The organism is Stenotrophomonas maltophilia, from assembly GCF_047782825.1.
Lineage (GTDB): Bacteria > Pseudomonadota > Gammaproteobacteria > Xanthomonadales > Xanthomonadaceae > Stenotrophomonas.
Genome location: NZ_CP180589.1, coordinates 4,588,822 through 4,610,353 on the forward strand (window position 1 = coordinate 4,588,822; position 21,532 = coordinate 4,610,353).

At 68.4% G+C, this 21,532-nt stretch carries 23 protein-coding genes; 12 read left to right on the plus strand and 11 right to left on the minus strand.

Annotated features, from left to right (window positions below; genetic code table 11):
• Positions 1-20: 20 nt before the first annotated feature.
• Positions 21-1,196: an acetyl-CoA C-acyltransferase gene (locus ACM2ZB_RS20960; protein ID WP_313443429.1), complete on the minus strand. Its 1,176-nt coding sequence runs from the start codon at positions 1,194-1,196 to the stop codon at positions 21-23.
• 182 nt (positions 1,197-1,378) lie between these two features.
• On the opposite strand from ACM2ZB_RS20960, the gene ACM2ZB_RS20965 reads away from it, so the two are divergent.
• Positions 1,379-4,228 (plus strand): S8 family serine peptidase, encoded by a 2,850-nt coding sequence (locus tag ACM2ZB_RS20965; RefSeq protein ID WP_416056842.1) that lies wholly within the window; start codon positions 1,379-1,381, stop codon positions 4,226-4,228.
• 82 nt (positions 4,229-4,310) lie between these two features.
• On the opposite strand, the gene ACM2ZB_RS20970 is transcribed toward ACM2ZB_RS20965, so the two are convergent.
• Positions 4,311-5,408 (minus strand): Glu/Leu/Phe/Val dehydrogenase dimerization domain-containing protein, encoded by a 1,098-nt coding sequence (locus ACM2ZB_RS20970; RefSeq protein WP_313443424.1) that lies wholly within the window; start codon positions 5,406-5,408, stop codon positions 4,311-4,313.
• Between the two features lie 273 nt (positions 5,409-5,681).
• Here ACM2ZB_RS20970 and ACM2ZB_RS20975 point away from each other — a divergent pair, with 273 nt between their 5' ends.
• Positions 5,682-6,761, plus strand: a complete 1,080-nt coding sequence (locus tag ACM2ZB_RS20975; RefSeq protein ID WP_416056843.1) for an HDOD domain-containing protein — start codon at positions 5,682-5,684, stop codon at positions 6,759-6,761.
• Between the two features lie 3 nt (positions 6,762-6,764).
• Here the strand turns inward: ACM2ZB_RS20975 and ACM2ZB_RS20980 are convergent, their stop codons facing one another.
• The 3 genes from ACM2ZB_RS20980 to ACM2ZB_RS20990 form a co-directional block, all read right to left on the minus strand.
• Positions 6,765-8,333 (minus strand): phospholipase D family protein, encoded by a 1,569-nt coding sequence (locus ACM2ZB_RS20980; protein WP_416056844.1) that lies wholly within the window; start codon positions 8,331-8,333, stop codon positions 6,765-6,767.
• Between the two features lie 114 nt (positions 8,334-8,447).
• The gene (locus ACM2ZB_RS20985) at positions 8,448-9,146 is read right to left on the minus strand and encodes an RNA pseudouridine synthase (protein ID WP_313443418.1); all 699 of its coding nucleotides are present in this window, start codon (positions 9,144-9,146) and stop codon (positions 8,448-8,450) included.
• A gap of 47 nt (positions 9,147-9,193) precedes the next feature.
• The gene (locus tag ACM2ZB_RS20990) at positions 9,194-9,694 is read right to left on the minus strand and encodes a M48 family metallopeptidase (protein ID WP_313443415.1); all 501 of its coding nucleotides are present in this window, start codon (positions 9,692-9,694) and stop codon (positions 9,194-9,196) included.
• 62 nt (positions 9,695-9,756) lie between these two features.
• On the opposite strand from ACM2ZB_RS20990, the gene ACM2ZB_RS20995 reads away from it, so the two are divergent.
• Both ACM2ZB_RS20995 and ACM2ZB_RS21000 read left to right on the plus strand, forming a co-directional pair.
• Positions 9,757-10,314, plus strand: coding sequence for a DUF2058 domain-containing protein (locus tag ACM2ZB_RS20995; protein ID WP_416056845.1), 558 nt, complete (start codon positions 9,757-9,759; stop codon positions 10,312-10,314).
• A gap of 106 nt (positions 10,315-10,420) precedes the next feature.
• Positions 10,421-10,687, plus strand: coding sequence for a DksA/TraR family C4-type zinc finger protein (locus ACM2ZB_RS21000; protein WP_313443410.1), 267 nt, complete (start codon positions 10,421-10,423; stop codon positions 10,685-10,687).
• A gap of 738 nt (positions 10,688-11,425) precedes the next feature.
• Here the strand turns inward: ACM2ZB_RS21000 and ACM2ZB_RS21005 are convergent.
• The gene (locus ACM2ZB_RS21005; RefSeq protein WP_313442654.1) at positions 11,426-12,019 is read right to left on the minus strand and encodes a mechanosensitive ion channel family protein; all 594 of its coding nucleotides are present in this window, start codon (positions 12,017-12,019) and stop codon (positions 11,426-11,428) included.
• Positions 12,020-12,053: 34 nt separating this feature from the next.
• Positions 12,054-12,233, minus strand: a complete 180-nt coding sequence (locus tag ACM2ZB_RS21010; RefSeq protein WP_416056846.1) for a hypothetical protein — start codon at positions 12,231-12,233, stop codon at positions 12,054-12,056.
• A 135-nt stretch (positions 12,234-12,368) separates the two neighbouring features.
• Here ACM2ZB_RS21010 and ACM2ZB_RS21015 point away from each other — a divergent pair, with 135 nt between their 5' ends.
• The 3 genes from ACM2ZB_RS21015 to ACM2ZB_RS21025 are packed head-to-tail and all read left to right on the plus strand — an operon-like array spanning position 12,369 to position 14,372.
• Entirely contained in the window at positions 12,369-12,947 is a 579-nt protein-coding gene (locus ACM2ZB_RS21015) for an RNA polymerase sigma factor (protein ID WP_416056847.1), read from the plus strand.
• The gene (locus ACM2ZB_RS21020) at positions 12,944-13,483 is read left to right on the plus strand and encodes a hypothetical protein (protein ID WP_416056848.1); all 540 of its coding nucleotides are present in this window, start codon (positions 12,944-12,946) and stop codon (positions 13,481-13,483) included. The genes ACM2ZB_RS21015 and ACM2ZB_RS21020 overlap by 4 nt, the downstream gene beginning before the upstream one ends.
• Before the next feature lie 10 nt (positions 13,484-13,493).
• Positions 13,494-14,372 (plus strand): DUF4097 family beta strand repeat-containing protein, encoded by an 879-nt coding sequence (locus ACM2ZB_RS21025; protein WP_313442645.1) that lies wholly within the window; start codon positions 13,494-13,496, stop codon positions 14,370-14,372.
• A 48-nt stretch (positions 14,373-14,420) separates the two neighbouring features.
• Here the strand turns inward: ACM2ZB_RS21025 and ACM2ZB_RS21030 are convergent, their stop codons facing one another.
• The 3 genes from ACM2ZB_RS21030 to ACM2ZB_RS21040 all read right to left on the minus strand — a co-directional run bounded on the left by ACM2ZB_RS21030 (position 14,421) and on the right by ACM2ZB_RS21040 (position 16,500).
• The gene (locus ACM2ZB_RS21030) at positions 14,421-14,603 is read right to left on the minus strand and encodes a hypothetical protein (RefSeq protein ID WP_108765867.1); all 183 of its coding nucleotides are present in this window, start codon (positions 14,601-14,603) and stop codon (positions 14,421-14,423) included.
• 11 nt (positions 14,604-14,614) lie between these two features.
• Positions 14,615-14,866: a YkgJ family cysteine cluster protein gene (locus ACM2ZB_RS21035; protein WP_416056849.1), complete on the minus strand. Its 252-nt coding sequence runs from the start codon at positions 14,864-14,866 to the stop codon at positions 14,615-14,617.
• A gap of 272 nt (positions 14,867-15,138) precedes the next feature.
• The gene (locus ACM2ZB_RS21040; RefSeq protein ID WP_416056850.1) at positions 15,139-16,500 is read right to left on the minus strand and encodes an Hsp70 family protein; all 1,362 of its coding nucleotides are present in this window, start codon (positions 16,498-16,500) and stop codon (positions 15,139-15,141) included.
• Positions 16,501-16,901: 401 nt separating this feature from the next.
• Between ACM2ZB_RS21040 and ACM2ZB_RS21045 the strand changes: the two genes are divergently transcribed.
• Positions 16,902-17,237: a zinc ribbon domain-containing protein YjdM gene (locus ACM2ZB_RS21045; RefSeq protein WP_014038055.1), complete on the plus strand. Its 336-nt coding sequence runs from the start codon at positions 16,902-16,904 to the stop codon at positions 17,235-17,237.
• A gap of 6 nt (positions 17,238-17,243) precedes the next feature.
• Here ACM2ZB_RS21045 and ACM2ZB_RS21050 read toward each other — a convergent pair whose 3' ends face one another.
• Positions 17,244-18,398 (minus strand): transglutaminase domain-containing protein, encoded by a 1,155-nt coding sequence (locus ACM2ZB_RS21050; protein WP_416056851.1) that lies wholly within the window; start codon positions 18,396-18,398, stop codon positions 17,244-17,246.
• A gap of 228 nt (positions 18,399-18,626) precedes the next feature.
• Here ACM2ZB_RS21050 and ACM2ZB_RS21055 point away from each other — a divergent pair, with 228 nt between their 5' ends.
• The 4 genes from ACM2ZB_RS21055 to ACM2ZB_RS21070 all read left to right on the plus strand — a co-directional run bounded on the left by ACM2ZB_RS21055 (position 18,627) and on the right by ACM2ZB_RS21070 (position 21,516).
• Positions 18,627-19,229 (plus strand): hypothetical protein, encoded by a 603-nt coding sequence (locus ACM2ZB_RS21055; RefSeq protein WP_416056852.1) that lies wholly within the window; start codon positions 18,627-18,629, stop codon positions 19,227-19,229.
• Positions 19,230-19,309: 80 nt separating this feature from the next.
• Entirely contained in the window at positions 19,310-19,477 is a 168-nt protein-coding gene (locus ACM2ZB_RS21060) for an oxidoreductase-like domain-containing protein (protein WP_313442658.1), read from the plus strand.
• Positions 19,474-20,091 carry a DUF998 domain-containing protein gene (locus ACM2ZB_RS21065; RefSeq protein WP_416056853.1) on the plus strand — a complete coding sequence of 206 codons (618 nt, stop codon included), beginning with the start codon at positions 19,474-19,476 and terminating at the stop codon, positions 20,089-20,091. The genes ACM2ZB_RS21060 and ACM2ZB_RS21065 overlap by 4 nt, the downstream gene beginning before the upstream one ends.
• Positions 20,092-20,169: 78 nt before the next feature.
• On the plus strand, positions 20,170-21,516 hold the full coding sequence (locus tag ACM2ZB_RS21070; protein ID WP_416056854.1) for a virulence factor family protein: 1,347 nt from the start codon (positions 20,170-20,172) through the stop codon (positions 21,514-21,516).
• The last annotated feature ends 16 nt before the right edge of the window (positions 21,517-21,532 follow it).

Below are 21,532 nucleotides of genomic sequence, written 5' to 3' on the forward strand. Positions count from 1 at the left end.
GAAATCAGCGTTAATTCCTTTCAGATCAATTCGATGGCGATTGCAGTTGCTTCGCCGCCGCCGATGCAGAGGGTGGCAATGCCGCGCTTGCCGCCGTGCGTGCGCAAGGCGTTGACCAGGGTCACCACCAGACGGGCGCCGGACGCGCCGATCGGATGGCCCAGTGCGCAGGCACCGCCATTCACGTTCAACTTGTCATGCGGGATGCCCAGTTCACGCATCGGCGCCATCGCCACCACGGCGAAGGCTTCGTTGATTTCGAACAGGTCGACCTGGTCCAGCGACCAGCCGGTCTTTTCCAGCAGCGTGTGCAGCGCGCCGATCGGTGCGGTGGTGAACCACTCCGGCTCCTGCGAATGGGTCGCGTGGGCGACGATGCGCGCCAGCGGGGTGATGCCGCGTGCGTTGGCGTCCTCTTCGGTCAGCAGGACCACGGCGGCAGCGCCATCGGAAATGCTGGACGAACTGGCGGCGGTCACGCTGCCGTCCTTCTTGAACGCGGGGCGCAGGGTCGGGATCTTGGCGATGTCCGAGCGGCCCGGCTGTTCGTCGGTGGCGAACTCGACTTCACCCTTGCGGGTGGCGACCTTCACCGCGACGATCTCGTCGGCGAAGGCGCCATTGGCCTGCGCGGCCTGGGCGCGGCGCACCGATTCGATGGCGTAGGCGTCCTGTTCCTCACGGGTGAACTGGTACTTGTCCACCGCGCATTCGGCGAACTCGCCCATGGCCTTGCCGTCATAGGCGTTGACCAGGCCGTCGTGGGCCATGTGGTCCACCGCCTGGAAGTTGCCGAAGCGGTTGCCGGTGCGCGAATTGGGCAGCATGTGCGGGGCGTTGGACATCGATTCCATGCCGCCGGCGACCACCACCTTGGCCGAACCGGCCTTGATCAGGTCATGGCCCAGCATGATGGTCTTCATGCCCGAGCCGCACACCTTGTTCAGCGTGGTGGCACCGGCCGACAGCGGGATGCCGGCGGCGATCGCGGCCTGGCGGGCCGGGGCCTGGCCCAGGTTGGCCGGCAGCACGCAGCCCATCAGGACTTCGGACACGTCGCTGGCCGGAACCCCCGACTGCTCAAGGGCGGCGGCGATGGCGGCCGCGCCCAGGGTGGGGGTGGGCACGCCGTTGAACTGGCCGAGGAAGGAGCCGATGGCAGTGCGCTTGGCGGCGGCGATGACGATGTTGGACATGGCAATCTCGTTGATGCGTAAGCAATGTTCGGAAAGGAGACGGCGATTGTTGGAAGCGGCACCGTTTCCCGGCAGACTGCGTGGGGGTCGGCCCCAGTATAGAGGGTCGGCGGTGGCTGCCGCTGGGCAGCCCTGGATGCCTGCAGGGGTTGCGGCAGGCCAACGTTCATGGGAAGGAAACGATGGAACGTAAGACGATGGCAAGGTCGATCCTGGGATCGGCGCTGGCAGTGGCATTGACGGCATGCGGCGGCGGTGGAGGCGGCGGCAACGTCCGTATCGACCCGCCCCCGACCACGCCGCCCACGACGCCGCCGACCACACCCCCGGTCACACCCACCAAGCCGCTGGAGCCGGCCATCGACGCGCACCTGGCCATCACCCAGGCCGGTGCGGCGCGCACCGCGGGCCTGGATGGCACCGGCGTGCGCATCGGCATCGTCGATTCCGGCGTGATGCGTGGTCACCCGACGCTGACCGGGCGCGTCGCGGCCAACCTCAGCTACGTCGATCCACGCACCAACAACCTCAACATCGATGACGTGGTCGGCCACGGCACCGCGGTGGCCGAACTGGCCGCCGGCAAGGCATTCGGTTCCTGGCCCGGCGGCATCGCGCCGAATGCGCAGATCGTCTCGGCCCGGATCATCAGCGATACCCGGCCCACCGACGATGGCTCGGGCAACGGCAACGAAGTGACCGGCGCGCTCGGCCTGGCAGGGGTCCACCAGGACCTGATCAACCAGGGCGTGAAGGTGATGAACAACTCGTGGGGTGGCCTGTACTGGACCAACACCTCCGCCACTGCGCCCATCGCCGACGAGTACCGCCCCTTCATCCTCGGCAACAATGGCCTGGTGGTGTTTGCCACCGGCAACGAGTCCAAGGCCAACCCGTCCAGCATGGCCGCGCTGCCCAGCCAGGCCGGTGCCGGCGGTACGCGCCCGGCGGCCGACCTGGAGCGCGGCTGGCTGGCGGTGACCGCCGTGGACTCGACCGACCCGAGCAAGCTGGCCACTTATGCCAATGCCTGCGGCGTGGCTGCCAGCTACTGCCTGGCAGCGCCCGGTGCGGCGGTGTTCGTCAATCCGCAGTACCCCTCCGGCGATACCTACCTGTGGAATTACGGCACGTCCTTCGCCGCGCCGCTGGTGTCCGGTGCGGCCGCGCTGGTGTGGCAGAAGTACCCGTATTTCAGCAACGACCTGGTGCGGCAGACCCTGCTGGGCACCGCCACCGACCTGGGCGCGCCCGGCGTGGACAGCACCTTCGGCTATGGCCTGCTCAACATCGCCAAGGCCATCAACGGCCCGGCGAAGTTCGACTGGGGCAATACCACGGTCAACGTGTCCCAGCTGGGCCTCAATTCGGTGTGGAGCAACAACATCAGTGGCAGCGGTGGCCTGATCAAGCAGGGCAACGGTGCGCTGGGCCTGTCGGGCACCAACACCTATACCGGTGATACGCGCATCGAACAGGGCACGCTGGTCCTGCGCGATGGCGGCTCGATCACTTCCAACGTGACCATCCTGCCGCCGCTGGGTGTGGCCGGTGAGGCTGCGCTGCAGTTCCTGCCCGGCACCAGCCGGGTCAAGGGCAACGTCGACAACGGTGCCAACGTGATCGTGCGCGATGCCAATACCAGCGCCACCATCGACGGCAACTACATCCAGCGTGCCGGTTCACGGCTGATGATCGCGCTGGGTTCCAGCCCGCTCAATGTCACCGGCACCGCCACCCTGCAGGGCGGCGTGGTGCACATCAACAGCATCGTCAGCGGTTACGTGGCCGCCGATGGGCGCACCCAGACCGTGCTGCATGCCAACCAGGGCGTCATCGGCACGTTCGATGGCATCACCGACAGCCTTACGGCAGGCACGCTGATACAGACCACGCTGTCGCACACCGCCAACGATGTCACCCTCACCACTGACCGCATCAACGTGACCCTGGCTGCCACGCAGGCACGTGCGAACAGCGCGGCGCTGGCGTCCGCGCTGCGGGTGGAATCGGCCTTCGAGGGGCTCGACGCCGGCGCCGGTTCGGCCAGCTTCGCCGGTGGTGCCGGCGCGCTGCAGCAGGTGCAGGGCAACCAGGCCCTGCAGCAGAGCCTGGAAAGCCTGTCCGGCAAGGCGCATGCGCTGGCCGCAGCGGCCACCTTCGACAGCATCGACCTGAGCCGCCGCGCGCTGTCGGCCCGCTTCGGCCAGGTACAGGGCGCACCGCGCCTGGGCGGCGCCTGGCAGAACGCGCTGGGTGATGCAGGGCAGGGCAGCTTCTCGGCCAGCGGCACCGATACCCGCGGCTGGATGATGGGCCAGGACTTCGCGATGGCGGGCAATGGCGTGCTCGGCTTCGCCTTTGGCGAACTGCGCAGCCACAGCAACAGCAGCTGGGGCGGCGAACGCGGCCGTGACCGCCAGTCGCAGGCGCAGCTGTATGCCGGCTGGAGCAGCCGCGGTGCCTATGCGCTGGGCCAGGTAGGTGCCGGCCAGTTCACCCGCGAGATCGACCGCCAGCTGCTGCTGGGGGCGGGCCAGTACGGTGTGAATGCGCGTTACGGTGGCAGTTTCAGCACCGCCAGCGTGGAAACCGGCTACCGCTTCGGTTCGGCGCGTGCCGCACTGACGCCCTATATCGGTGCCGACTATGCGCGCGTGGACAGCGACCGCTTCAGCGAACAGGGCGGCCTCGGTTTCGGCCTGCGCACGCAGGGCGGCATCAGCAGCCGCAGCCAGGCATTGGCCGGCGTGCGGGCCGAACGCCAGTGGGGCACGTGGTCGCTGCGCGGCTACGCCGAGTGGCAGCAGCTGCTGAACAGCCAGGGCATGGACCAGGACGCCAGCTTTGTCGGCATTGATGCCTGGGCGCCGATGGCGGGCCTGCAGCCCACGCGTTCGGGTGGCCTGTTCGGCGTGTCGGTGGAATCGTGGTTGAGCCGCAACACCCGGCTGGGGTTCGGCTATGACCAGCGCTTCGGCCCGCGTGGCGATCTGCGCCAGGTCGCGCTGCGCTACAGCGCCGCGTTCTGATCTAGGTTTGCCGGCCAGCGGCCGGCACTACCCGGTAGTGCCGGCCGCTGGCCGGCATTCCCTGTGTCCTTTTCCGGGCGGATCAGCCGCCGCGCAGGTTGCCCAGGCGCGGGGTGCTGCGGCCCAGCGGCATCTTCAGCTTGCCGATGGACAGGATGCGTGCTTCGGCAATGCGGTCGGCCGCACGCTGCGGCGCGATGTTCTCGCGCTGGGACAGTTCGAAGATGCGCGTCAGGTTGTGGTAGATGCTGCGGATCAGGCGCATCGCGCGTTCGCGGTTGTAGCCGTCGATCTCCAGCGACACGTTCATCACGCCACCGGCGTTGACCGCATAGTCGGGCGCGTAGAGGATGCCGCGCGCATGCAGTTCATCGCCGATCTCCAGGCTGGACAGCTGGTTGTTGGCGGTGCCGCAGATGATCTTGGCCTTGATGCGCGGCAGGGTGTCGGCATTGATCGCGCTTTCCAGCGCGCACGGTGCGAACACGTCGGCGTTGACCTCGTGGATCTCATCCGGCTTGACCGCTTCGGCGCCGAAATCGCTGACCGCGCGATCGACCAGGGCGCTGTCCAGATCGGTCACATAGAGCTTGGCGCCGCGGTCACGCAGCAGCTTCACCAGCTCCATGCCGATATGGCCCAGACCCTGCACGGCGATGCTGGTCTTGCCCACTTCCTCGTGGCCGAACTTGAAACGCAGCGCCGCCATCAGCGCCTGCAGCGCGCCGTAGGCAGTGAAGGGCGCCGGATCGCCGGAACCGCCATGGACCTGGTGCACACCGGTCACGAACTGGCTTTCCAGATAGATGTTCTCCATGTCGTTGACGTCGGTGCCGACGTCCTCGGCGGTGATGTAGCGCCCGCCCAGCGAATCGACATAGCGGCCGAAGGCACGGAACAGCACCTCGGTCTTGTCCACCTTCGGGTCGCCGATGATCACCGCCTTGCCGCCACCGACATTCAGCCCGGCCAGCGCGTTCTTGTACGTCATCGTCCGGCTCAGCCGCAGCACGTCGGCCAGCGCCTCATCGGTGCTGGCGTAGGGGCGCATGCGCACGCCGCCCAGGGCCGGGCCCAGGGTGGTGTTGTGGATGGCGATGATCGCCTGCAGGCCGGCATCCTGGTTGTGGCAGAACACCACCTGTTCGTGGCCGGTGGTGGCGAGGGTTTCGAATAGCATGGCGTCTCCGATGGCGCGATCAGCAGCGAACTGCAGCGAACTGCCAATGAACGGTAGGGTCCCAAAACAAAAAAAGCGACGTCGTCATGGCTGGGGGACGGGTCGCGCGGCGCCATTCTAGTCCATTCCCCCGGCATGTGCCGTGCACAACAGGGCACCCGGGGTTAAAGAAGATGAAAGTGCGGCCGATGCTGCGGGATGGCAGGTCGCCGATGTGAAGAAGGCCCAGGTGCAGGCAGTGGCAGCAGGATGGCAACGACAGGGCGGGCCACGATGATCCAGGCCTGGTGGCGAACGCTGGCGGGCTGGTTGTCCCGGGTGACCGGGGCGGCACCGTCACGCCTGGTGGCCGCACCCCGGCAGGCGGTGGCCGCTGCGGCGGCCAGCCTGCAGGGCGAGGCGCTGCCGCCGGCCGAGGTCGCCGCGCACCTGCAGCGCGGCCTGCATGCGCTGGCGCTGTACCCGCGGCTGGCCGGTGAAGCGGGCCAGGCCATCCCGTCGCCGCTGGGCGAGGCGGTCGACCGCGCCCTGCAGGACCGCGACTGGGCGACCCGGCAGCTGCCGCGGCGACCGCAGCTGCTGCCGCAGCTGATCCAGACGGTCAATGACGACGTCGCTTCGGCGCGGGTGATGGCCGCCATCATCGGCCAGGACCCGGTGCTGACCGGCAATCTGCTGCGCATCGCCAACAGCCCCGCCTACAAGGTGCACGAGCGCCCGGTGGAAAGCCTGCAACGGGCGGTCACCCTGGTCGGCACCGAAGGCGTGCGGCAGATCATCAGCGCGGTGCTGGTGCAGCCGGTCATGCAGGTGCAGTGCGAGGTGTTCCCGCAGTTCAGCGCGATCATCTGGGAGCACGCGCTGCTGGCCTCGCGCGCAGCTGCCGACCACGCACGCACGGTTACCTTCGGCGATGCCTTCGCCGCGCAGTGGCTGGGGCTGGTACAGGGGCTGGGCGCGGCGCTGGTGATGCGGCAGCTGCTGCAGGAGGCCCAGGCGCGTGGCGAGACCGTGGAGCCGGCCCTGGCGCTGGACCTGCTGCAGCGCTGGTCGCTGCCGCTGGCCCAGCGGGTGGCGGCCGCCTGGGACCTTCCCGAACCGGTGCACCAGGCACTGGCTGGCGATGCCGAAGGCGCGCTGGCCGACAGCCTGAGGCTGGGCAGTGCCGCTGCCGCAGCCAGCCTGCTGTGCCGGCACGGGCATGCCAGCCAAGGGCGGATGCTGGCCCTGCTGGAACAGCTGCCGTCCGCACCGCCGCACGCATTGCGCTGGATCTGGCGGCGCCTGCATGGGCGCAACGTGGAAACGCTGGATGAGGCGATGCAGGACGGCCACGCCGAGGCCGCGCCGTAACCGCTACAGCTGCGATTCCACCGGCAGCCAGCTGATCACCCGCGCGGTCCAGCGCTTGCCCAGGCTGCTGCCCGGTTCGGCACGGACCCAGTGTGGTGGGGGTTGCCGTTCCAGCCAGCGCAGTTCATCGCCGGGCCCGCGTGCCAGCCACCAGCTGTGCTGCGGATCGGCCAGGCGCAGGTACTCATCGCGCAGCGTCGCGCCCAGCACCGGGTCGTCGAACAGCACGCCCATTTCGGTGTTGACGTAGGCCGAGCGCGGGTCGAGGTTGAACGAACCGACGAAGCCGCGGCGGTCGTCCACCACGAAGGCCTTGGTGTGCAGGCTGGCGCCGCTGCTGCCGAACAGGCTGGATTCGCCCGGATCGCCATGCGCCTTCAGCTCGTACAGCTGCACGCCGGCCTTCAGCAGCGGCACCCGGTAGCCCATGTAGCCACCGTGTACGGCCGCGACATCGTTGGCCGCCAGCGAATTGGTCACCACGCCCACCTGCACGCCGCGCGCGGCCATGCCGGACAAACCGTCCAACCCTTCCTGGCCCGGCACGAAATACGGCGATACCAGCAGCGCACTGTGGCGAGCCGATTGCAGCTGCGCGACCAGCGCGCTGACCAGCCAGGTGCCACGCGCATCATCGCGGTGCTTCATCGGCGGGTCGGACAGGATGCGCACGCCGGCGCTCCAGTGCAGGGGTTCCGGGCTGGGCTGGCGCAGCTGGCGTGAGCGGGCCACGCGCTGCAGGTAGGGCTGCGCCCGGGCATGCAGCGCATCCAGATCGGACTGCCGCACCAGCCGGCGCAGCTGCACATCGGTGTAGGTGGACAGCGCAGCGATCGGGATGGCCGCGCTGCTGTTCCAGTAGTCGTCGAATATCTGGTTGGCCTGCTGCACTGCCGGGCCGGCCACCACCAGGTCCAGGTCCTGGAAGTTCACATCGTTGCGGGCACTGAAGTACTCCTCGCCGATGTTGCGGCCACCGACGATGGCCACCCGGCCATCGGCGATCCAGCTCTTGTTGTGCATGCGGTGGTTCACGCTGAAGGCACGCTGGATCAGTTCCAGCGTGCGCGCGATGCCGCCGCGGTTGCGGAACGGGTTGTACAGGCGGATCTCGATGTTGGGGTGCGCATCGAGCGCCATCATCAGCGCATCCTTGTCCTTGGCGTTCATGTCATCGAGCAGGATGCGCACGCGCACGCCGCGCTGGGCCGCGTCGTACAGCGCCTTGGCCATCAGGTGGCCGACCAGGTCGTCGTGCCAGATGTAGTACTGCAGGTCCAGGCTGCGGCCGGCCTGTTCGGTGATCATCGCGCGGGCGGCGAACGCATCCATGCCGTCACTGAGGAAGGCCACGCCGCTCTGCCCGGGGCGGGCGTCCTGTTCGGGCACCAGCTGCCGGTCGATGGCGGTCTGCGCGGGCTGCAGCGGCAGCACCTGCGATGCCTGGCCATGCGCCTGCGGCGTCAGGTGGTCGGCCAGCAGCAGGCCGGACAGCACCAGCAGCAGCAAGGCAGCGATGAGGATCGCAACGACGCGCAGCAGGCGTCGCCACAAAGGCTTGGGCGTGCTCATGCCCGCCATGCTAGTAGATCCACGCCATGCGGGGATGGCATTCAAGGCAACGTCACGCCATGCGTGGAAGGGGTCAGAGCCCATGCCTGCGGCACGGGATCCGACCCTGCAGTCTCAGAACCGCTCGTCGCTGCCCAGGTAGCGCCACTGTCCCGGCGGCAGCGGGCCCAGCGCCACGCGGCCCACGCGCAGGCGGCGCACGGCGCTCACCTGCAGGCCGGCGGTGGCCACTGCCGTCCTCAAGCCCTTGGCGGTCAGCCCCTTGCCGGCGAAACGCAGGCGCTGCTCGCTCTGCCAGCTGACCTTGGCACCACCGGCTTCCTGCTGCAGCCGCGCCATCAGCCACGGCCCACGCTCGGGGCCACCTTCGGCCACTTCCACCAGGTATTCCTGTTCGGTACGGCCCAGGTTGCGCTGCAGATGGGCCAGTGTCGCCGGGTCCTGGCTGACCACCACCAGGCCACTGTCGGCGGCCGGCAGCGATGCCGCCAGCTGCAGCCCATGGAAATGGCGCTGCAGCGGACGGATGTCGCTGGCATCGAGTTCGCTGCGGGTGGCGCTGCTGACCAGCGCGCACAGCGCTTCGGCGGCCAGGCCGGCCGGTTTGTGCAGCAGCATGGTGACCCGCTCGGCCTTGCTGTCCTCGGCCTGTTCGGCCACCACGATCACAGCGCTTTCATCGACCGGGCGCTGCGGCTGTTCGACCACCTCGCCGTCGACGCTGACCCAGCCGCCTTCGATGTAGCGACGCGCTTCGCCGCGCGGGATGCCGAGCAGGGCGGACAGGCGTTTGTCGAGACGGATCGGTTCCATGGCAGGCAGGTCGGGCAGTGGGCGCGCAGTGTAGCTGCTGCGGGCGGTCAGCGCTGGCTGCGGTTGGCCAGCTCGGTCAGGTACAGGCGGGTATCGAACTCCAGCTGCAGGTACTCCGGCTCCATGTGCTGGCACAGCTGGTAGAAGGCCTTGTTGTGGTCGGCTTCCTTCAGGTGGGCCAGTTCATGCACCACGATCATGCGCAGGAACGCCGCCGGCGCCTGGCGGAACACGGTGGCGATTCGGATCTCGCGGCTGGCCTTCAGTCGGCTGCCATGCACGCGCGAAATGGCGGTATGCGTGCCCAGCGCGTGCTTGATGACTTCCAGCGTGTTGTCGTAGCAGACCTTGTTCAGCGGCACCGATTTGCGCAGGTAACGGTCCTTCAGCTCCTGGGTGTAGTCGTACAGCTGGCGGTCGCTGCGCACCTCGTGCGGGTCGGGGTAGCGCTGCTGCAGCCAGGGGCCGAGCTTGCCCTGGGCCAGCAGTTCGCTGACCTGGGCGACCAGGGGTTCGGGATAGCCGGTGAGGTACTTCAGGACTGCCATGCAGGGGCGGCGGGGCATCGGTAGAATGGGGCATCCAAGATTACACGCGGTACGCATCGACCATGGCAAAGCCCAACGCGCTGCAGGAACAATTGCTCAAGGCCGGCCTGGCCAAGAAGTCGCAGGCCAGCGCTGCCGCGAGCGCGCAGGCCAAGGCCCGCCAGGGCAAGGCCGAGTCGACGTCCGCCGAGGTCCAGCGAGAAGCTGAACGCGCCCGCGCCGAGAAGGTCGAGCGCGACCGCGCGCTGGCCGCCGAGCGCAACGCCCAGGCCCGGCTGGCTGAACAGAAGGCGCAGGCGAAGCAGATCATCACGGCCCACGCCGTGCCCCACAAGGGCGATGACGAATACCGCTTCAGCGATGGCGCGGCGATCCGCACGCTGCTGATCGACCCCAAGCTGCGCAAGGCGCTGTCGGTGGGCGTGCTGGTCATTGTCGCTCACGGCGACAGCTACGCCCTGCTGCCGCGCGCCGCGGCCGAGAAGGTACGCGAGCGCAGCCCCGAAGCGATCATCGTCGACCACGGCCAGCCGGGCTCGACGGCCGAGATCTCCACCGGCAACGCCGAAGACGACGCCTACTACGCCCAGTTCCAGGTACCCGACGACCTGGTCTGGTAAGGCGCGGCTGAACCGGCGGCGACGCCAGCCGGGCCTGGCCCGGCGCTGCCGTTTGCGGCGCGGTGTATCGTCCCCATATCAGGCGACACACCAGCGGAGAATGGCCATGGCCACCGGTTGGGCAGGAGACGGCGCGGTCCAGGACCAGATCGACGCCACCGTGGACGATGCGATCGCCCGCGCGCGGCGCCAGCTGCGCGAAGGACCGGGTCTGGAACACTGTGAGGAATGCGACGCGCCGATTCCGTTGGCGCGGCGTGAGGCCGTGCCCGGTGTACGGCTGTGCGTGGCCTGCCAGCAGGCGCTGGACGACGAAGAGCAGGCGCATGCCGGCTACAACCGGCGCGGCAGCAAGGACAGCCAGCTCAGGTAGGGGTGTTATTGCAGGGCTGCGCCCTGCACCTGCAGAAGCAACGTCAACGTCAACGTCAAAGGCGGCTCTGGTTTTCTGCTGGTTGGGCGGGGCGGTGTGGGCGGACAGGACACGCCGTAAACCCGTCCCTGGGGGCTCGTAGGCGCCATCCATGGCGCCTGCGGTCCTGCCCACCCACACCGCCCCACCCCCGACAGATTCCGTGCGCTGTTGGTGGATGCCGACCGTTGGTCGGCACATCTGTCAGATATCGAATTTCATCTAAGGTCGGATCCCGGCCAGTAGATCCACGCCATGCGTGGATGAAATCTGTCAGATATCGAAATAGATCTGGGGTCAGAGCCCGTTGGGCAGCAACGGGATCCGACCCCGTGTTCCGACAGATCGCGGAAGTCTGTCGAAGGCGGGGTGGGCCCGGTTGAGGGGGTGTGAGCGGCATGGGCCCGAGGCATGCCTCGGGCGGGTTGGGCAGGATGCCCAACCCCGGTCTTGCCGTGTGCGCAGGACAGCGCACACGCGCAAGCCGCGACCAAGCCCCCATGGGTGAGGGCGCTTTGCTTGCGAAGCACTGCTTCGCAAGCGCCCGAACGCACAGCCGCCAGCGGCTGGGCCGGACCCCGGAGGGGGGTACGGCGTCCCCCTCAACCGGACCCACCCCGCCAACCCACGGAAAGCCAGCTTTTGACGTTGACGTGGCTTGGCGGGTGCAGGGCGCAGCCCTGCAAGGAAAAACCACCCTCAGCCGTCGCCCTGGATCCCACCCGGCGCGTGCGAGGGATCGCGCCAGCGCCGTACCGTGCGCTGGAAGAACAGGTTGTTCGGCAGCTGCAGCACCGTGCCCTCGTGCCCGTCGCCGGTTTCCTGCAGCGTGGTGTAGATCAGGTTCACGTCGATCACCCGGCCCTTCAGGCCCGGCTTCTCGCCGTTCTCCAGCACCTCGATGTAGTCGTGCAGGCGGAACGGGCGGGTGGTGAAGATCAACAGCGTGCAGAAAATGTTCGACAGCACGCTCCATGCCGCGAAGAACGCCACCGCGCCCACTGCGGCAAACCCGGTGAAGGCCGTCCACAGTACCGACGGCGATGCGCCCAGCAGGCTGAGGATGTACAGCAGGGCGCTGAAATACACCACGAAACTGCTGATCCGGCGCGCGCCCATCGCCATTTCCGGCGGCAGCGTGTAGTGCTCGGCGAAGCGGCGGATCAGGCGGCGGGCCAGTACCCGCAGCAGCCAGGCAACAACCAGGACCAGCACGATCTGCAGGGCGATGCCTGCGTAGTCCAGCCAGGGATGGCTCCAGGCCGGCAGGTGATCCTTCAATGACAACATCATGGGGCGACAGCAGGGGCAGGAACGGGTCTTGATGTTACCCGGCGCGTGCCGGGGTTTCGACCGGGGGCGACCAGGCCAGGCACAGCAGCTCCTGCCGGTGCTGCTGCAGGCAGGCCCCGCTGCTGTCGGTGCGCAGCTGCAGGGACAGGCCCAGGGTCTGCAGCACGGCGCAGGTGACGATCACCAGCAGGGCGGCACAGGAGGGGCTGGACATGGGCGGGCTCCGGGCGGTCGTATCAGGACGGTCATGGCATGGATGCAGCGGCGGCCGAAAAGGTTGCAACGCAGCCCCGGCACAGGGCCGCTGATCGGCCTTAAACCTTTTCGCAGGTGGCCGCATCCAAGCGATATGCTCGACACCACCATGCCCGCGCTGCCCGCCGCCAACGACGCCGTCGATGAATCCGCTTTGGTGCGGGCCGCGGCCGCCGGTGACATGGGTGCCTACGAACAGCTGTACCGGCGCCATTCGCCGCGGGTGTTCGCCGTGCTCTGGCGCCTGTGCGGTGGCCAGCAGGCCCGCGCCGAGGATGCGCTGCAGGAAGCCTTCCTGCAGGCCTGGAAGGCGCTGCCGGGGTTCCGTTTTGAAAGCAGCCTGTCCACCTGGCTGCACCGGCTGGGGGTCAATGCGGCGCTGATGGAACTGCGCGGGCGTGGCGCCGGGCAGGACCACGACAGCCTGGACGATGTCGATGGCGGGCTGCAGGAACTGGCCGTGCATGATCGCTGCGCCGGTACCGAACGCGATCTGGAACGTGCGCTGGCAACGCTGCCACCGCGCGCCCGTGCGGTGCTGGTGCTGCACGACATAGAGGGCTGGAAACACCAGGAAATCGCCGAGCAGCTGCAGATGGCCGTCGGCAGTTCCAAAGCACAGTTGCACCGTGCGCGTGGCTTGCTGCGCGTGCGTCTGGGAGACATGACATGAGTACGCACGAACCCGATCACACGCCCGATGACGCGCTGCAGGCACGGCTGCGCTCCCTGCCCGGCGAGCGCATGCCCCCCGCCGACGGATGGGCACGCCTGGCGGCACGGTTGCCGCCACGCGAGTCTGCGGCGGAACCTGCCGCAGCCGACAACGTGGTGGCCCTGCCACGGCGTGGGCGGCCGCGCTGGTGGTTGCCGGCAGGTGCGGCGTTGGCCGCCAGCCTGGCGGTGTATGCCGTCGCACCCTGGCGCCATGCGCCGGTGGCGGCGCCGGCTCCGTCCATGCTGCAGCTGCAGGCCGCACAGATGACCGAGCAGTACCGGCAGGCGGTGGCATCGCTGCCCGATGGCCGCGCACCGCAGTGGCAACCGGCGCTGCACGAACTGGATGAAAGCGCGGCAGAGATCCGTGCGGCACTGGCGCAGGACCCGCGTGCGCCGCACCTGCTTGGACAGCTCAAGCGCACCTATGCGCTGCGGCTGGAACTGACCCGGCAGGCGGCGCAGGCCGCCGCTGCCGGACTGACAACCTGAGGAGACCCCGATGCGAACCTTTTTTACCTGCTGCGCAGCCATGCTGCTGATGCCGTCGCTGGCACTGGCCGATACCCGTGTCGATGAACGCCACACGCTGGCCAGCGGCGGCCGCATCGAGCTGAGCAACGTGGCCGGCAAGGTCACCGTGCGCGGCTGGGACCGCAATGAAGTGCAGTTGACCGGCAGCCTCAGCGATGGTCTGCAGCTGCGCCAGGAAAAGAGCGCCAACCGTGTGCGCTGGGAAGTGGAATATCCGCGCCGCAACAACAATGGTGGTGCCACCCTGGTGCTGAACGTGCCGCGCTCTTCGGAACTGCTGCTGAGCACGGTCAGTGCCAACCAGGACATCAGTGGCATCGATGTGCGACGCCTGCAGGCCGATACGGTCAGCGGCAACCTGAGCGCCGCCGGCCGCAGTGGCGACAGCAAGCTCAATACGGTCAGTGGCAATGTGATCGCCAGGCTGCAGACGCCGCGCCTGGACGTGAACACGGTCAGTGGCCGGATCGAGGCCGGCGGTGGGGTGTCGGGGGATATCGGCGCGCAGACCGTGTCCGGCCGGGTCGGGGTGGACGCAGGTCGCATCCAGCGCCTGGCGGTGGAAACCGTATCGGGCGGCATCGACCTGGCCACCAGCGGTCTGGCGCCGGGCGGTCGCATCAGCGTCGAATCGGTCAGTGCCTCGGTGAACCTGCGGTTGCCGGTGAAGGTGTCGGCCCAGCTGTCGGTGAACAGCTTCAGCGGATCGATCAACAGTGATGCCGGCAGCGTGGAGCGGCCACGCTATGGCCCGGGCAGCCATCTGGATACGAAGCTGGGTGGCGGCGATGGTGACATCCGCATCCAGTCGCATTCGGGCAGTGTACGGGTGAGCCTGGACCGCTGAGCGCGGCCCGGCAGGCCGCGGCGGCAACGCCGCCGCGGACAGGGTGGGTCAGCTGGCTTTCTTCAGCGACCAGGTGGTGCCAAGCACTTCGATCTTGCCACCGCTCTTGCGGAACGCGGCCAGATCGGACGCAATCGAATCGCTGCTGACCGTGGTGCTGGCGGCCGCGCCCTTGCGTTCGCTGCGGATGCTGTTGGTAGCCTTCGCGGGGGTCTTTGCCTTGCGGGGCATGGTTGCTCCTGTCAGGTGGAAGGGGAGGAAAGCGCCCAGGCATCAGCCTGGCGCAGGTAATCCTGCCGCTCGCGGCGGCAGTCATCGCCGCCCATCGAGAACTGGCGGCAGATCGCCGGGCGCTGCGAATAGATCGTGCAGCGCAGGTGATAGGGATCGATCGCCGCGCACCAGCCCTCGTCATTGCGCGCCATCACGGCACGGCCGTGCCTGTCGCGCGAGGTATACTGGCGGGGCACGTCATCGCCGGCCTGCAGCAGCACTGGCAACCGGCAACAGACTGCGTCACAACGGCGGCAGTCGATGGGTGCAGGGGCTTGCTCGGATTGTGCGGCCACAGGGGCCTGGCGGGTGCCCAAAGCGGGTCTCGATGGCGGCTCGGGTAGTACGCGGACCATGAACGAGCCAGAAGGCATGGCCGCAAGGCCCGCAGAACGGGCCGGGCCATACCCGGGGTGCACACACCGGCGCAGCCGGCGGAAGGTAGGGCCTGTATCAAGCCTACCGAGGGTAGCAAACTCCGCGTAACGTTTTGTTAATCCCGGCTGGCTGCCGCGAGCGCCAGGCCCTGGACCACGCCCAGCGAGGGCTCGCCGTGGACCATGCGGGCGCCCGGGAAGGCCTCGGCCGCGGCCTGCCGCAGGTAGCCGGCGCGGGACATGCCGCCGGTCAGGAACACCGCATCGGGGTCGCCACCGATATCGCTGCGCACCTGGGCCAGCAGTTCGTGGATCTGTGCCAGGTAGCCGGAGGCGGCCGTGGCCAGGCCCTCGGCACTGCTGTCGGCGTGCAGGTCGCGTGCGATGTAGTCCAGCGTGCTGCGATGGCTGTCGGTGCTGCTCAGGGCGATCTTGGCGCGTTCCACATCGCGGTACAGGCGCGCGGTGTTGCCGGTGTCCTGCAGGGCCTGCAGGCGCGCACCCCACGGGTCGTCCACGTGGTCGTACTTGTGCTGGCGGAAGTCGCGCTGGCGGGTCATGTCCTGCACGGTGGCCGCTTCCACGTAGTGGTGCGCGGGCACGCGGGTGATGCCACGGCCGAACAGCGGCATGTAGCTGGACAGGCTCAGCGACAGGTCGATATCGGTACCGCCGCGGGCGATGCCCCAGGCGCGGTGGATGCGCGGCGGCGCATCGCCGCCGACTTCGGCGTGGGCGATGTCGGTGGTGCCGCCGCCGATGTCGACGATGACCGCCTGGTGCCGTTCGCGGCTTTCAGCGTGGTAGTGCATGGCCGCTGCGGCCGGTTCCTCGAGGAAATCGATCTGGTCGAAGCCAGCCTGGGTGGCGGCCTCGCGCAGGATCTCCAGGGCCTGGTCATTGCCGGCCGCGCCGATCGAGCTGCGGAACTGCACCGGGCGGCCGAGCAGGGCCGCGCGCAGGGGCTGGCCGAGCTGGGCACTGGCGGTCAGGCGGATATGTTCGAGGATGTGCGCGGCGATACCGGTGATGGTCTGCCTGGCGCGGGGGTGCAGGTTGTAGCCGAGCATCGACTTGGGGCTCTGCACCAGGTTGCCTTCGTGTTCCTCGAAATAGGCTTCCAGGGCGTCATCGCCGTAGATGGCGTTCTGCAGCAGGTCGTTGGCGCTGCGCTCCTTGCCGGCGCGGGCTTCCATCCATTCGCGGCGCAGGGCGCGCAGGGCTTCTCGGCGCAGCGCCTGCGGGGTGCGTTCCTGGCCGGCGGCGCGGGCGGCACGGGCGGCGCTGTCGATCATCTGCTGCAGTTCGTGTTCCTGGCCGGCGTCGAGCTGGAAGTCGTCCGGGTCGGGCACCACGCCGGGGAAATACACGCTGGTGCGGAACTGTTCGGCGTCGCCGAAGCGGATCGGCAGCAGGTGCCCATCACGGACGATGGCGGCGGCGGAGTTGCTGGTACCGAAGTCGATGCCGAGGCGCATGGTGAGGATCCGGGGGCGGGCGGGGGCCGCGCACTCTGCTGCAGTTCGGGCCTTCCTGCAAGTTCCTGTTGGCTTCGGGTGGGTTCAGCGCCTCCTTGGACCGCTCGGGCGGCGCGGGGAGGGGCGGACGGGACACGCGGTAAATACGTCCATGTAGCTCGTAGGCGCCGTCCTTGGCGCCTACGGTCCCGTCCGCCCCTCCCCACGCCGCCATGACAGTTCCCCGCGCCGCGGAAACAGACAGCAACGCCGCAGCCCAGGCTTTTGATTTTTCCGGCCGCCGGCGCGGGAAACTGTCGAGAGGCGAGGGGCCATGACACGGAGGCGCCACACCGGAAAAATGAGCAGAACCAGCAGCCGGTTACAATGGCGGTTGTTGATTCATTTTGAGGTACTTGCTGATGTCGTCCGCTCCCGCTTGCCCGCAGTGCACCCTGGAAAACACCTATGCCGATGGCGCGCTGTGGATCTGCGCCGACTGCGGTTTCGAATGGACCGCCGAGGAGGGCGCCGGTTCGACGCTGGTCGTGCGTGACAGCAACGGCAATACCCTGCAGGCCGGCGACACGGTCACCGTCATCAAGGACCTGAAGGTCAAGGGCTCCTCCATCCCGCTCAAGCAGGGCACCGTCATCCGCAACATCCGCCTGGTCGAGGACGATGCCGAACACATCGAAGGCAACTCGGACAAGATCAAGGGGCTGGTGCTGAAGACCTGCTTCCTCAAGAAGGCCTGATCGCCTTCAGCGCCGCGCCTGCTGCTGGGTGCGCAGGCGCGCCAGGCTGTCCAGCTTGGCCTGATAGCGCGCCTGTTCGGTGGTTCCACCCAGCGACCGCGCGCGCAGCAGTTCGCGGTCGGCACGAGCCACCTGGCCACTGAGGAAATACGCGCGCGCCAGCCCGAAATGGAACTGGTGCGCGTTGTCATACAGCTGCACCGCGCGCCGGTAGTAGCGGATGGCCGTGGCCAGATCGCCACGACGCTCGGCCGCTGCGCCCTGCATGTACTGCACGAAGGGATCCACCCGCTGCACCGACTGCAGTCGCTGTTCCAGTGCCTGCGCCTGGGCAGGTAGGCCCAGGCGGCGGTACAGCACGCTGGCGTTGGTCAACGCCGCGTCCTGGCGGTCGTCCACGCGCAGCGCTTTTTCCAGCGATGCACGTGCGCCGGCCAGATCGCCCTGGCGGCTGTCGAGCACGCCCAGGTTGTTCCAGGTGGCCGAAAAATCCGCATCCTGGGCCAGTGCCGCATCGAAGAACGCACGCGCGCCCACCAGGTCGCCCACCGCCATGCGTTCGGCGCCGCGGTTGTTGTAGAAGTGCGCCAGCGCCCGCTCACCGGTAATCGGATGCGGCCCGCGGCGGTCGTACAGGATGTTGCGGTCCAGATCGACGGTGCCGTTGCGGCCCTCCACCAGCACGCCCACGTTGACGTGGCCCACGCTGTAGACCACGCCCTGGTTCTGGTCCTGGTACCAGGACACCACCCGGTCCACTTCCTGCACGCGCGCCTGGATGCGTGCCTCGCGGGCCAGGGTCACGAACAGCAGGGTGAAGGCCAGGCAGTTGGCGCGCCGGTTCTGCCAGATCTCCGATACGGTGTAGGTCGCGTTGGGGTCGTACTGCAGGTCCAGTGCCTGCGCACCGAAGATCATTTCGACCAGCGCCTGCAGACGCTGTTCGCGCGCGTTGTGGCGGGCGATCACCTGTTTCTGCAGCATCTGCCGCAGTTGCGGCGGAATGGCCAGCACCTGTTCCGGTGTTGGCACGGTGGCCACGCTGGGCGGTTTGGCAGGCGCCACATAGGGGGCCGGCGGTGGCGGCTCCTGGGCCTGGGCGATGGGCGTGCCGGCAATCGCCAGCAGCGGGGCAAGGAAGCAAGCGGCAAGACGGCGCATGGCGGTTCCCGGCGACGGCGGGCGCTCCCGCCTGGCGGCAGTGTAGACCCGCGGCAAGGGCCCCGCATCTACCGCCGGTCGGTCACCGGTTCATCCACACGTGGTGTGGACCAGCCCTCGACAAAGCTGTGGACAACCGCATCGCAGCCTTGCCCCGCAAGCGATGTGAGTGGCTGGTGAAAAATTGTCCAGCTTGCCCGGCGCGGTCGCTGGCAGGATGATCGCTGCATGGACTTCGCCCCGATCCCGCTTGCTCCGGCGCAGTGGCAGACGCTGCAGGATGCCTATGCCACGCCGCCGCGTGCCTACCACCACTTCGGCCACGTGCGCGCGGTGCTGCAGCACTGCCAGGAGGTGGCCGATGGCCCCGGCTGGCAGCAGCCCGCCGAGGTCTACCTGGCCGTGCTCTACCACGATGCCATCTACCAGGCCGGCCGCAAGGACAACGAGGCGCGCTCGGCCGCGCTGGCACTGCAGGCCATCGCGCATGCACCCGCGCTGGCCGGGGTGGATGCAGCGCGGGTCGAGAAGCTGATCCTGCTGACCGCGCGCCATGGCGAGCTGGGGCCGGACGATGTGGATGCCGAAGCGGCCCTGTTCCTGGATTGCGACATGGCCATCCTGGCCGCGCCCGAGCCGGTGTTTGCCGCCTACGATCGCGGCGTGGCCGAGGAATACCAGGGCGTGGTGCCGGGCTTCCTGTACCGCGCCGGCCGCCGTCGCTTCCTGCAGGGGCTGCTGCGCGCGCCGCGCATTTTTCTCAGTGAGTTCTTCCACCAGCGTCTGGATGCGGCGGCCCGTGCCAACCTGCGCCGGCAGCTGGGGGCCTGAGCCGGGCCGTTACACTGGGGGCCTGACCGACCGCAACGCCGTGCCCACCCGTGACCGACCCCGTACCCGTTCCCCAGCCGCTGCCTGACCCCGATCCGCGCCCGCTGCCGCCGGAAGAACCCGGCCCCAACGAGTGCTGTGGAAGTGGTTGCCCACTGTGCGTGCTGGACCTGTACAGCGAAGAGCTGCAGCGCTACCGCAAGGCGCTGGCCGAGTGGCAGGCCCGCCATCCGCAGGCCACGCCGTGACACCTGCGCGCCCCGCAGCCGCGCTGGCGGTGGTGGCCCTGCTGCTGTTCCTTGCCACCGCCGTGTGGACCCAGTTCGCGCGCGCTGACCTGGACTGGGTGCAGGCCACACTGAGCCTGTACCTGCACGGCCCGTGGGGATTGGCCCTGCGCGGCGCCTATTGCCTGCTGGCCCTGTCCATCGCAGTGCTGGGCATCGCGCTGTACCGGCATAGCGTGGGGCCGCGGCGCAGCGCGGCGGCACCGCTGCTGTTCACTGTGGCGGCCCTTGGCCTGGCCACCGTATCCATCGGTGACAGCTGGCTGCCCGATGCAGCGCCCTTGGTCGCGCCGCTGGTACACGGCCTGGCGGCCAACACTGCCTTCCTGTGCGCCAGCGTGGGCATGCTGCTGCAGGCGTGGTACCTGCGCCGCGAGCCGGGCTGGCAGCGCAGTGCGGCCCTGCTGTGGGGCTGGGCGTGGTTGGCCTTCGCCCTGTTGTGGCTGCATGTGCTGTGGCGCGCGGGCCCGCCGCGTGGCCTGGGCCAGAAACTGGTGATCGTGGTGATCGTCGGCTGGCTGCTGTGGCTGGCGGTGGTGCTGTACTGGCGCGGCCGCCGCATCGCATCCGACTGAAACCCCAACGGCCTGCACCGGTACGTGCCGTGCACGCGGTGGCGGCGTATCGTGTGCGCATTCCACCGGGGATGCGATATGAAGCGTGCGGGGCTGGGCAGGGCAATGGGTGTGGTGCTGGCGCTGGCCGCGCTGCCGGCGATGGCAGCGGCGAGCGTGCAGCAGTTCAGCCACGGGCGGTTCGAGCAGATTCCGGTGCACATGCCGGCGGGCACTCCGCAACGGGTGGTCATCTGGTTCCATGAACCCACTGCGGGGGGCGATACCAGCCGGCTGCCGATCGAGGCCCTGCGTGCCGATGGTGCGCTGGTGGCGGCGGTGGACATCGCCCACCTGCGTGGCGTGCTCAAACGTGAAGGCGATCCGACCTGTTCGTTCGGCGCCGGCGACGTCGAGAATTTCTCGCGCTGGCTGCAGGCCTACCTGCAGTTGCCGGGCTACCACCTGCCGCTGGTAGGCGGTGATGGCGAGGGCGCCGAACTGGCCTATTCGCTAGCGGCGCAGGCCGACACCCATGTGTTTGCCGGCCTGCTGACCACCGGCTTCTGCCCGGACCACACGCACGAGCGCATGGTCTGCGGCGATGGCGTGAAGCACAACCGGCTGCAGCCGACCGAACTGAATTTCCCGTGGCTGAGCGCGGCCGGCGACCAGGGTTGCAAGGCCGGCCTTGCCAGTGCGTTCGTGCAGCAGGTTGCGATGGCGCGTGAGTTCAAGCGCAGCGCCCGCGGCGATGCGTCGCCGGGCCTGGTGGCTGCCGCGCGCGTGGTGGGGGCGCAGGCCGGCGTCAGCCTGGCGCCGCCGCCTGCGGTACTGAAGGGGTTGCCGGTGGTGGAAGTGCCGGCTGCCGGCAACGGTGACACGCTGGCGATATTCGTTTCCGGCGATGGCGGCTGGGCCGGTCTGGACAAGGATGTGGCGTCTTCGCTCAGCGAACATGGGGTAGCCGTGGTCGGTATCGATTCGTTGCGCTACTTCTGGAGCGAGCGCACGCCGAAGGGTTTTGCAGAGGACCTGCAGAAGATCATCGACCACTACCGCCAGCAGTGGCACCGCGACAAGGTGATGCTGATCGGTTTCTCGCAGGGTGCCGACGTGTTGCCGGCAACCATCAACCAGCTCGATGCCGCCACGCGTGACGGGCTGGAGCGCATCGCGCTGCTGTCGGTGGGCAGGAAGGCCGATTTCGAATTCCACGTCACCAACTGGTTGGGCGGTGGGGGCGGTGGCCAGCCGATCGCCCCGGAAGTGGCCAAGCTGCCGGCTGCGAAGACCTTGTGCGTGTATGGCGAGAAGGATGACGACGCACTGTGTCCGGACCTGCCGGCCAGCGAGGGCGTAAAGAAGGTGAAGCTGCCGGGCGACCATCACTTCAACGGTGATTACGATCGCCTGGCCGAGGTGATTCTCAAGGGCGGCGTGTAAGCCGCACGGTTGCGCC

What these genes read in the sequence shown, in the direction of transcription:
- ACM2ZB_RS21055 (WP_416056852.1), top strand. Translation starts at nt 18,627, where the DNA reads ATGGACTTCGCCCCGATCCCGCTTGCTCCGGCGCAGTGGCAGACGCTG.
- ACM2ZB_RS21025 (WP_313442645.1), top strand. Translation starts at nt 13,494, where the DNA reads ATGCGAACCTTTTTTACCTGCTGCGCAGCCATGCTGCTGATGCCGTCG.
- ACM2ZB_RS21015 (WP_416056847.1), top strand. Translation starts at nt 12,369, where the DNA reads ATGCTCGACACCACCATGCCCGCGCTGCCCGCCGCCAACGACGCCGTC.
- ACM2ZB_RS21045 (WP_014038055.1), top strand. Translation starts at nt 16,902, where the DNA reads ATGTCGTCCGCTCCCGCTTGCCCGCAGTGCACCCTGGAAAACACCTAT.
- ACM2ZB_RS21000 (WP_313443410.1), top strand. Translation starts at nt 10,421, where the DNA reads ATGGCCACCGGTTGGGCAGGAGACGGCGCGGTCCAGGACCAGATCGAC.
- ACM2ZB_RS21020 (WP_416056848.1), top strand. Translation starts at nt 12,944, where the DNA reads ATGAGTACGCACGAACCCGATCACACGCCCGATGACGCGCTGCAGGCA.
- ACM2ZB_RS21005 (WP_313442654.1), bottom strand. Translation starts at nt 12,019, where the DNA reads ATGATGTTGTCATTGAAGGATCACCTGCCGGCCTGGAGCCATCCCTGG.
- ACM2ZB_RS20980 (WP_416056844.1), bottom strand. Translation starts at nt 8,333, where the DNA reads ATGAGCACGCCCAAGCCTTTGTGGCGACGCCTGCTGCGCGTCGTTGCG.
- ACM2ZB_RS20965 (WP_416056842.1), top strand. Translation starts at nt 1,379, where the DNA reads ATGGAACGTAAGACGATGGCAAGGTCGATCCTGGGATCGGCGCTGGCA.
- ACM2ZB_RS21010 (WP_416056846.1), bottom strand. Translation starts at nt 12,233, where the DNA reads ATGTCCAGCCCCTCCTGTGCCGCCCTGCTGGTGATCGTCACCTGCGCC.
- ACM2ZB_RS21030 (WP_108765867.1), bottom strand. Translation starts at nt 14,603, where the DNA reads ATGCCCCGCAAGGCAAAGACCCCCGCGAAGGCTACCAACAGCATCCGC.
- ACM2ZB_RS21040 (WP_416056850.1), bottom strand. Translation starts at nt 16,500, where the DNA reads ATGCGCCTCGGCATCGACTTCGGTACCAGCAACTCCGCCGCCGCCATC.
- ACM2ZB_RS20990 (WP_313443415.1), bottom strand. Translation starts at nt 9,694, where the DNA reads ATGGCAGTCCTGAAGTACCTCACCGGCTATCCCGAACCCCTGGTCGCC.
- ACM2ZB_RS21050 (WP_416056851.1), bottom strand. Translation starts at nt 18,398, where the DNA reads ATGCGCCGTCTTGCCGCTTGCTTCCTTGCCCCGCTGCTGGCGATTGCC.
- ACM2ZB_RS20975 (WP_416056843.1), top strand. Translation starts at nt 5,682, where the DNA reads ATGATCCAGGCCTGGTGGCGAACGCTGGCGGGCTGGTTGTCCCGGGTG.
- ACM2ZB_RS20985 (WP_313443418.1), bottom strand. Translation starts at nt 9,146, where the DNA reads ATGGAACCGATCCGTCTCGACAAACGCCTGTCCGCCCTGCTCGGCATC.
- ACM2ZB_RS20970 (WP_313443424.1), bottom strand. Translation starts at nt 5,408, where the DNA reads ATGCTATTCGAAACCCTCGCCACCACCGGCCACGAACAGGTGGTGTTC.
- ACM2ZB_RS21070 (WP_416056854.1), top strand. Translation starts at nt 20,170, where the DNA reads ATGAAGCGTGCGGGGCTGGGCAGGGCAATGGGTGTGGTGCTGGCGCTG.
- ACM2ZB_RS20995 (WP_416056845.1), top strand. Translation starts at nt 9,757, where the DNA reads ATGGCAAAGCCCAACGCGCTGCAGGAACAATTGCTCAAGGCCGGCCTG.
- ACM2ZB_RS20960 (WP_313443429.1), bottom strand. Translation starts at nt 1,196, where the DNA reads ATGTCCAACATCGTCATCGCCGCCGCCAAGCGCACTGCCATCGGCTCC.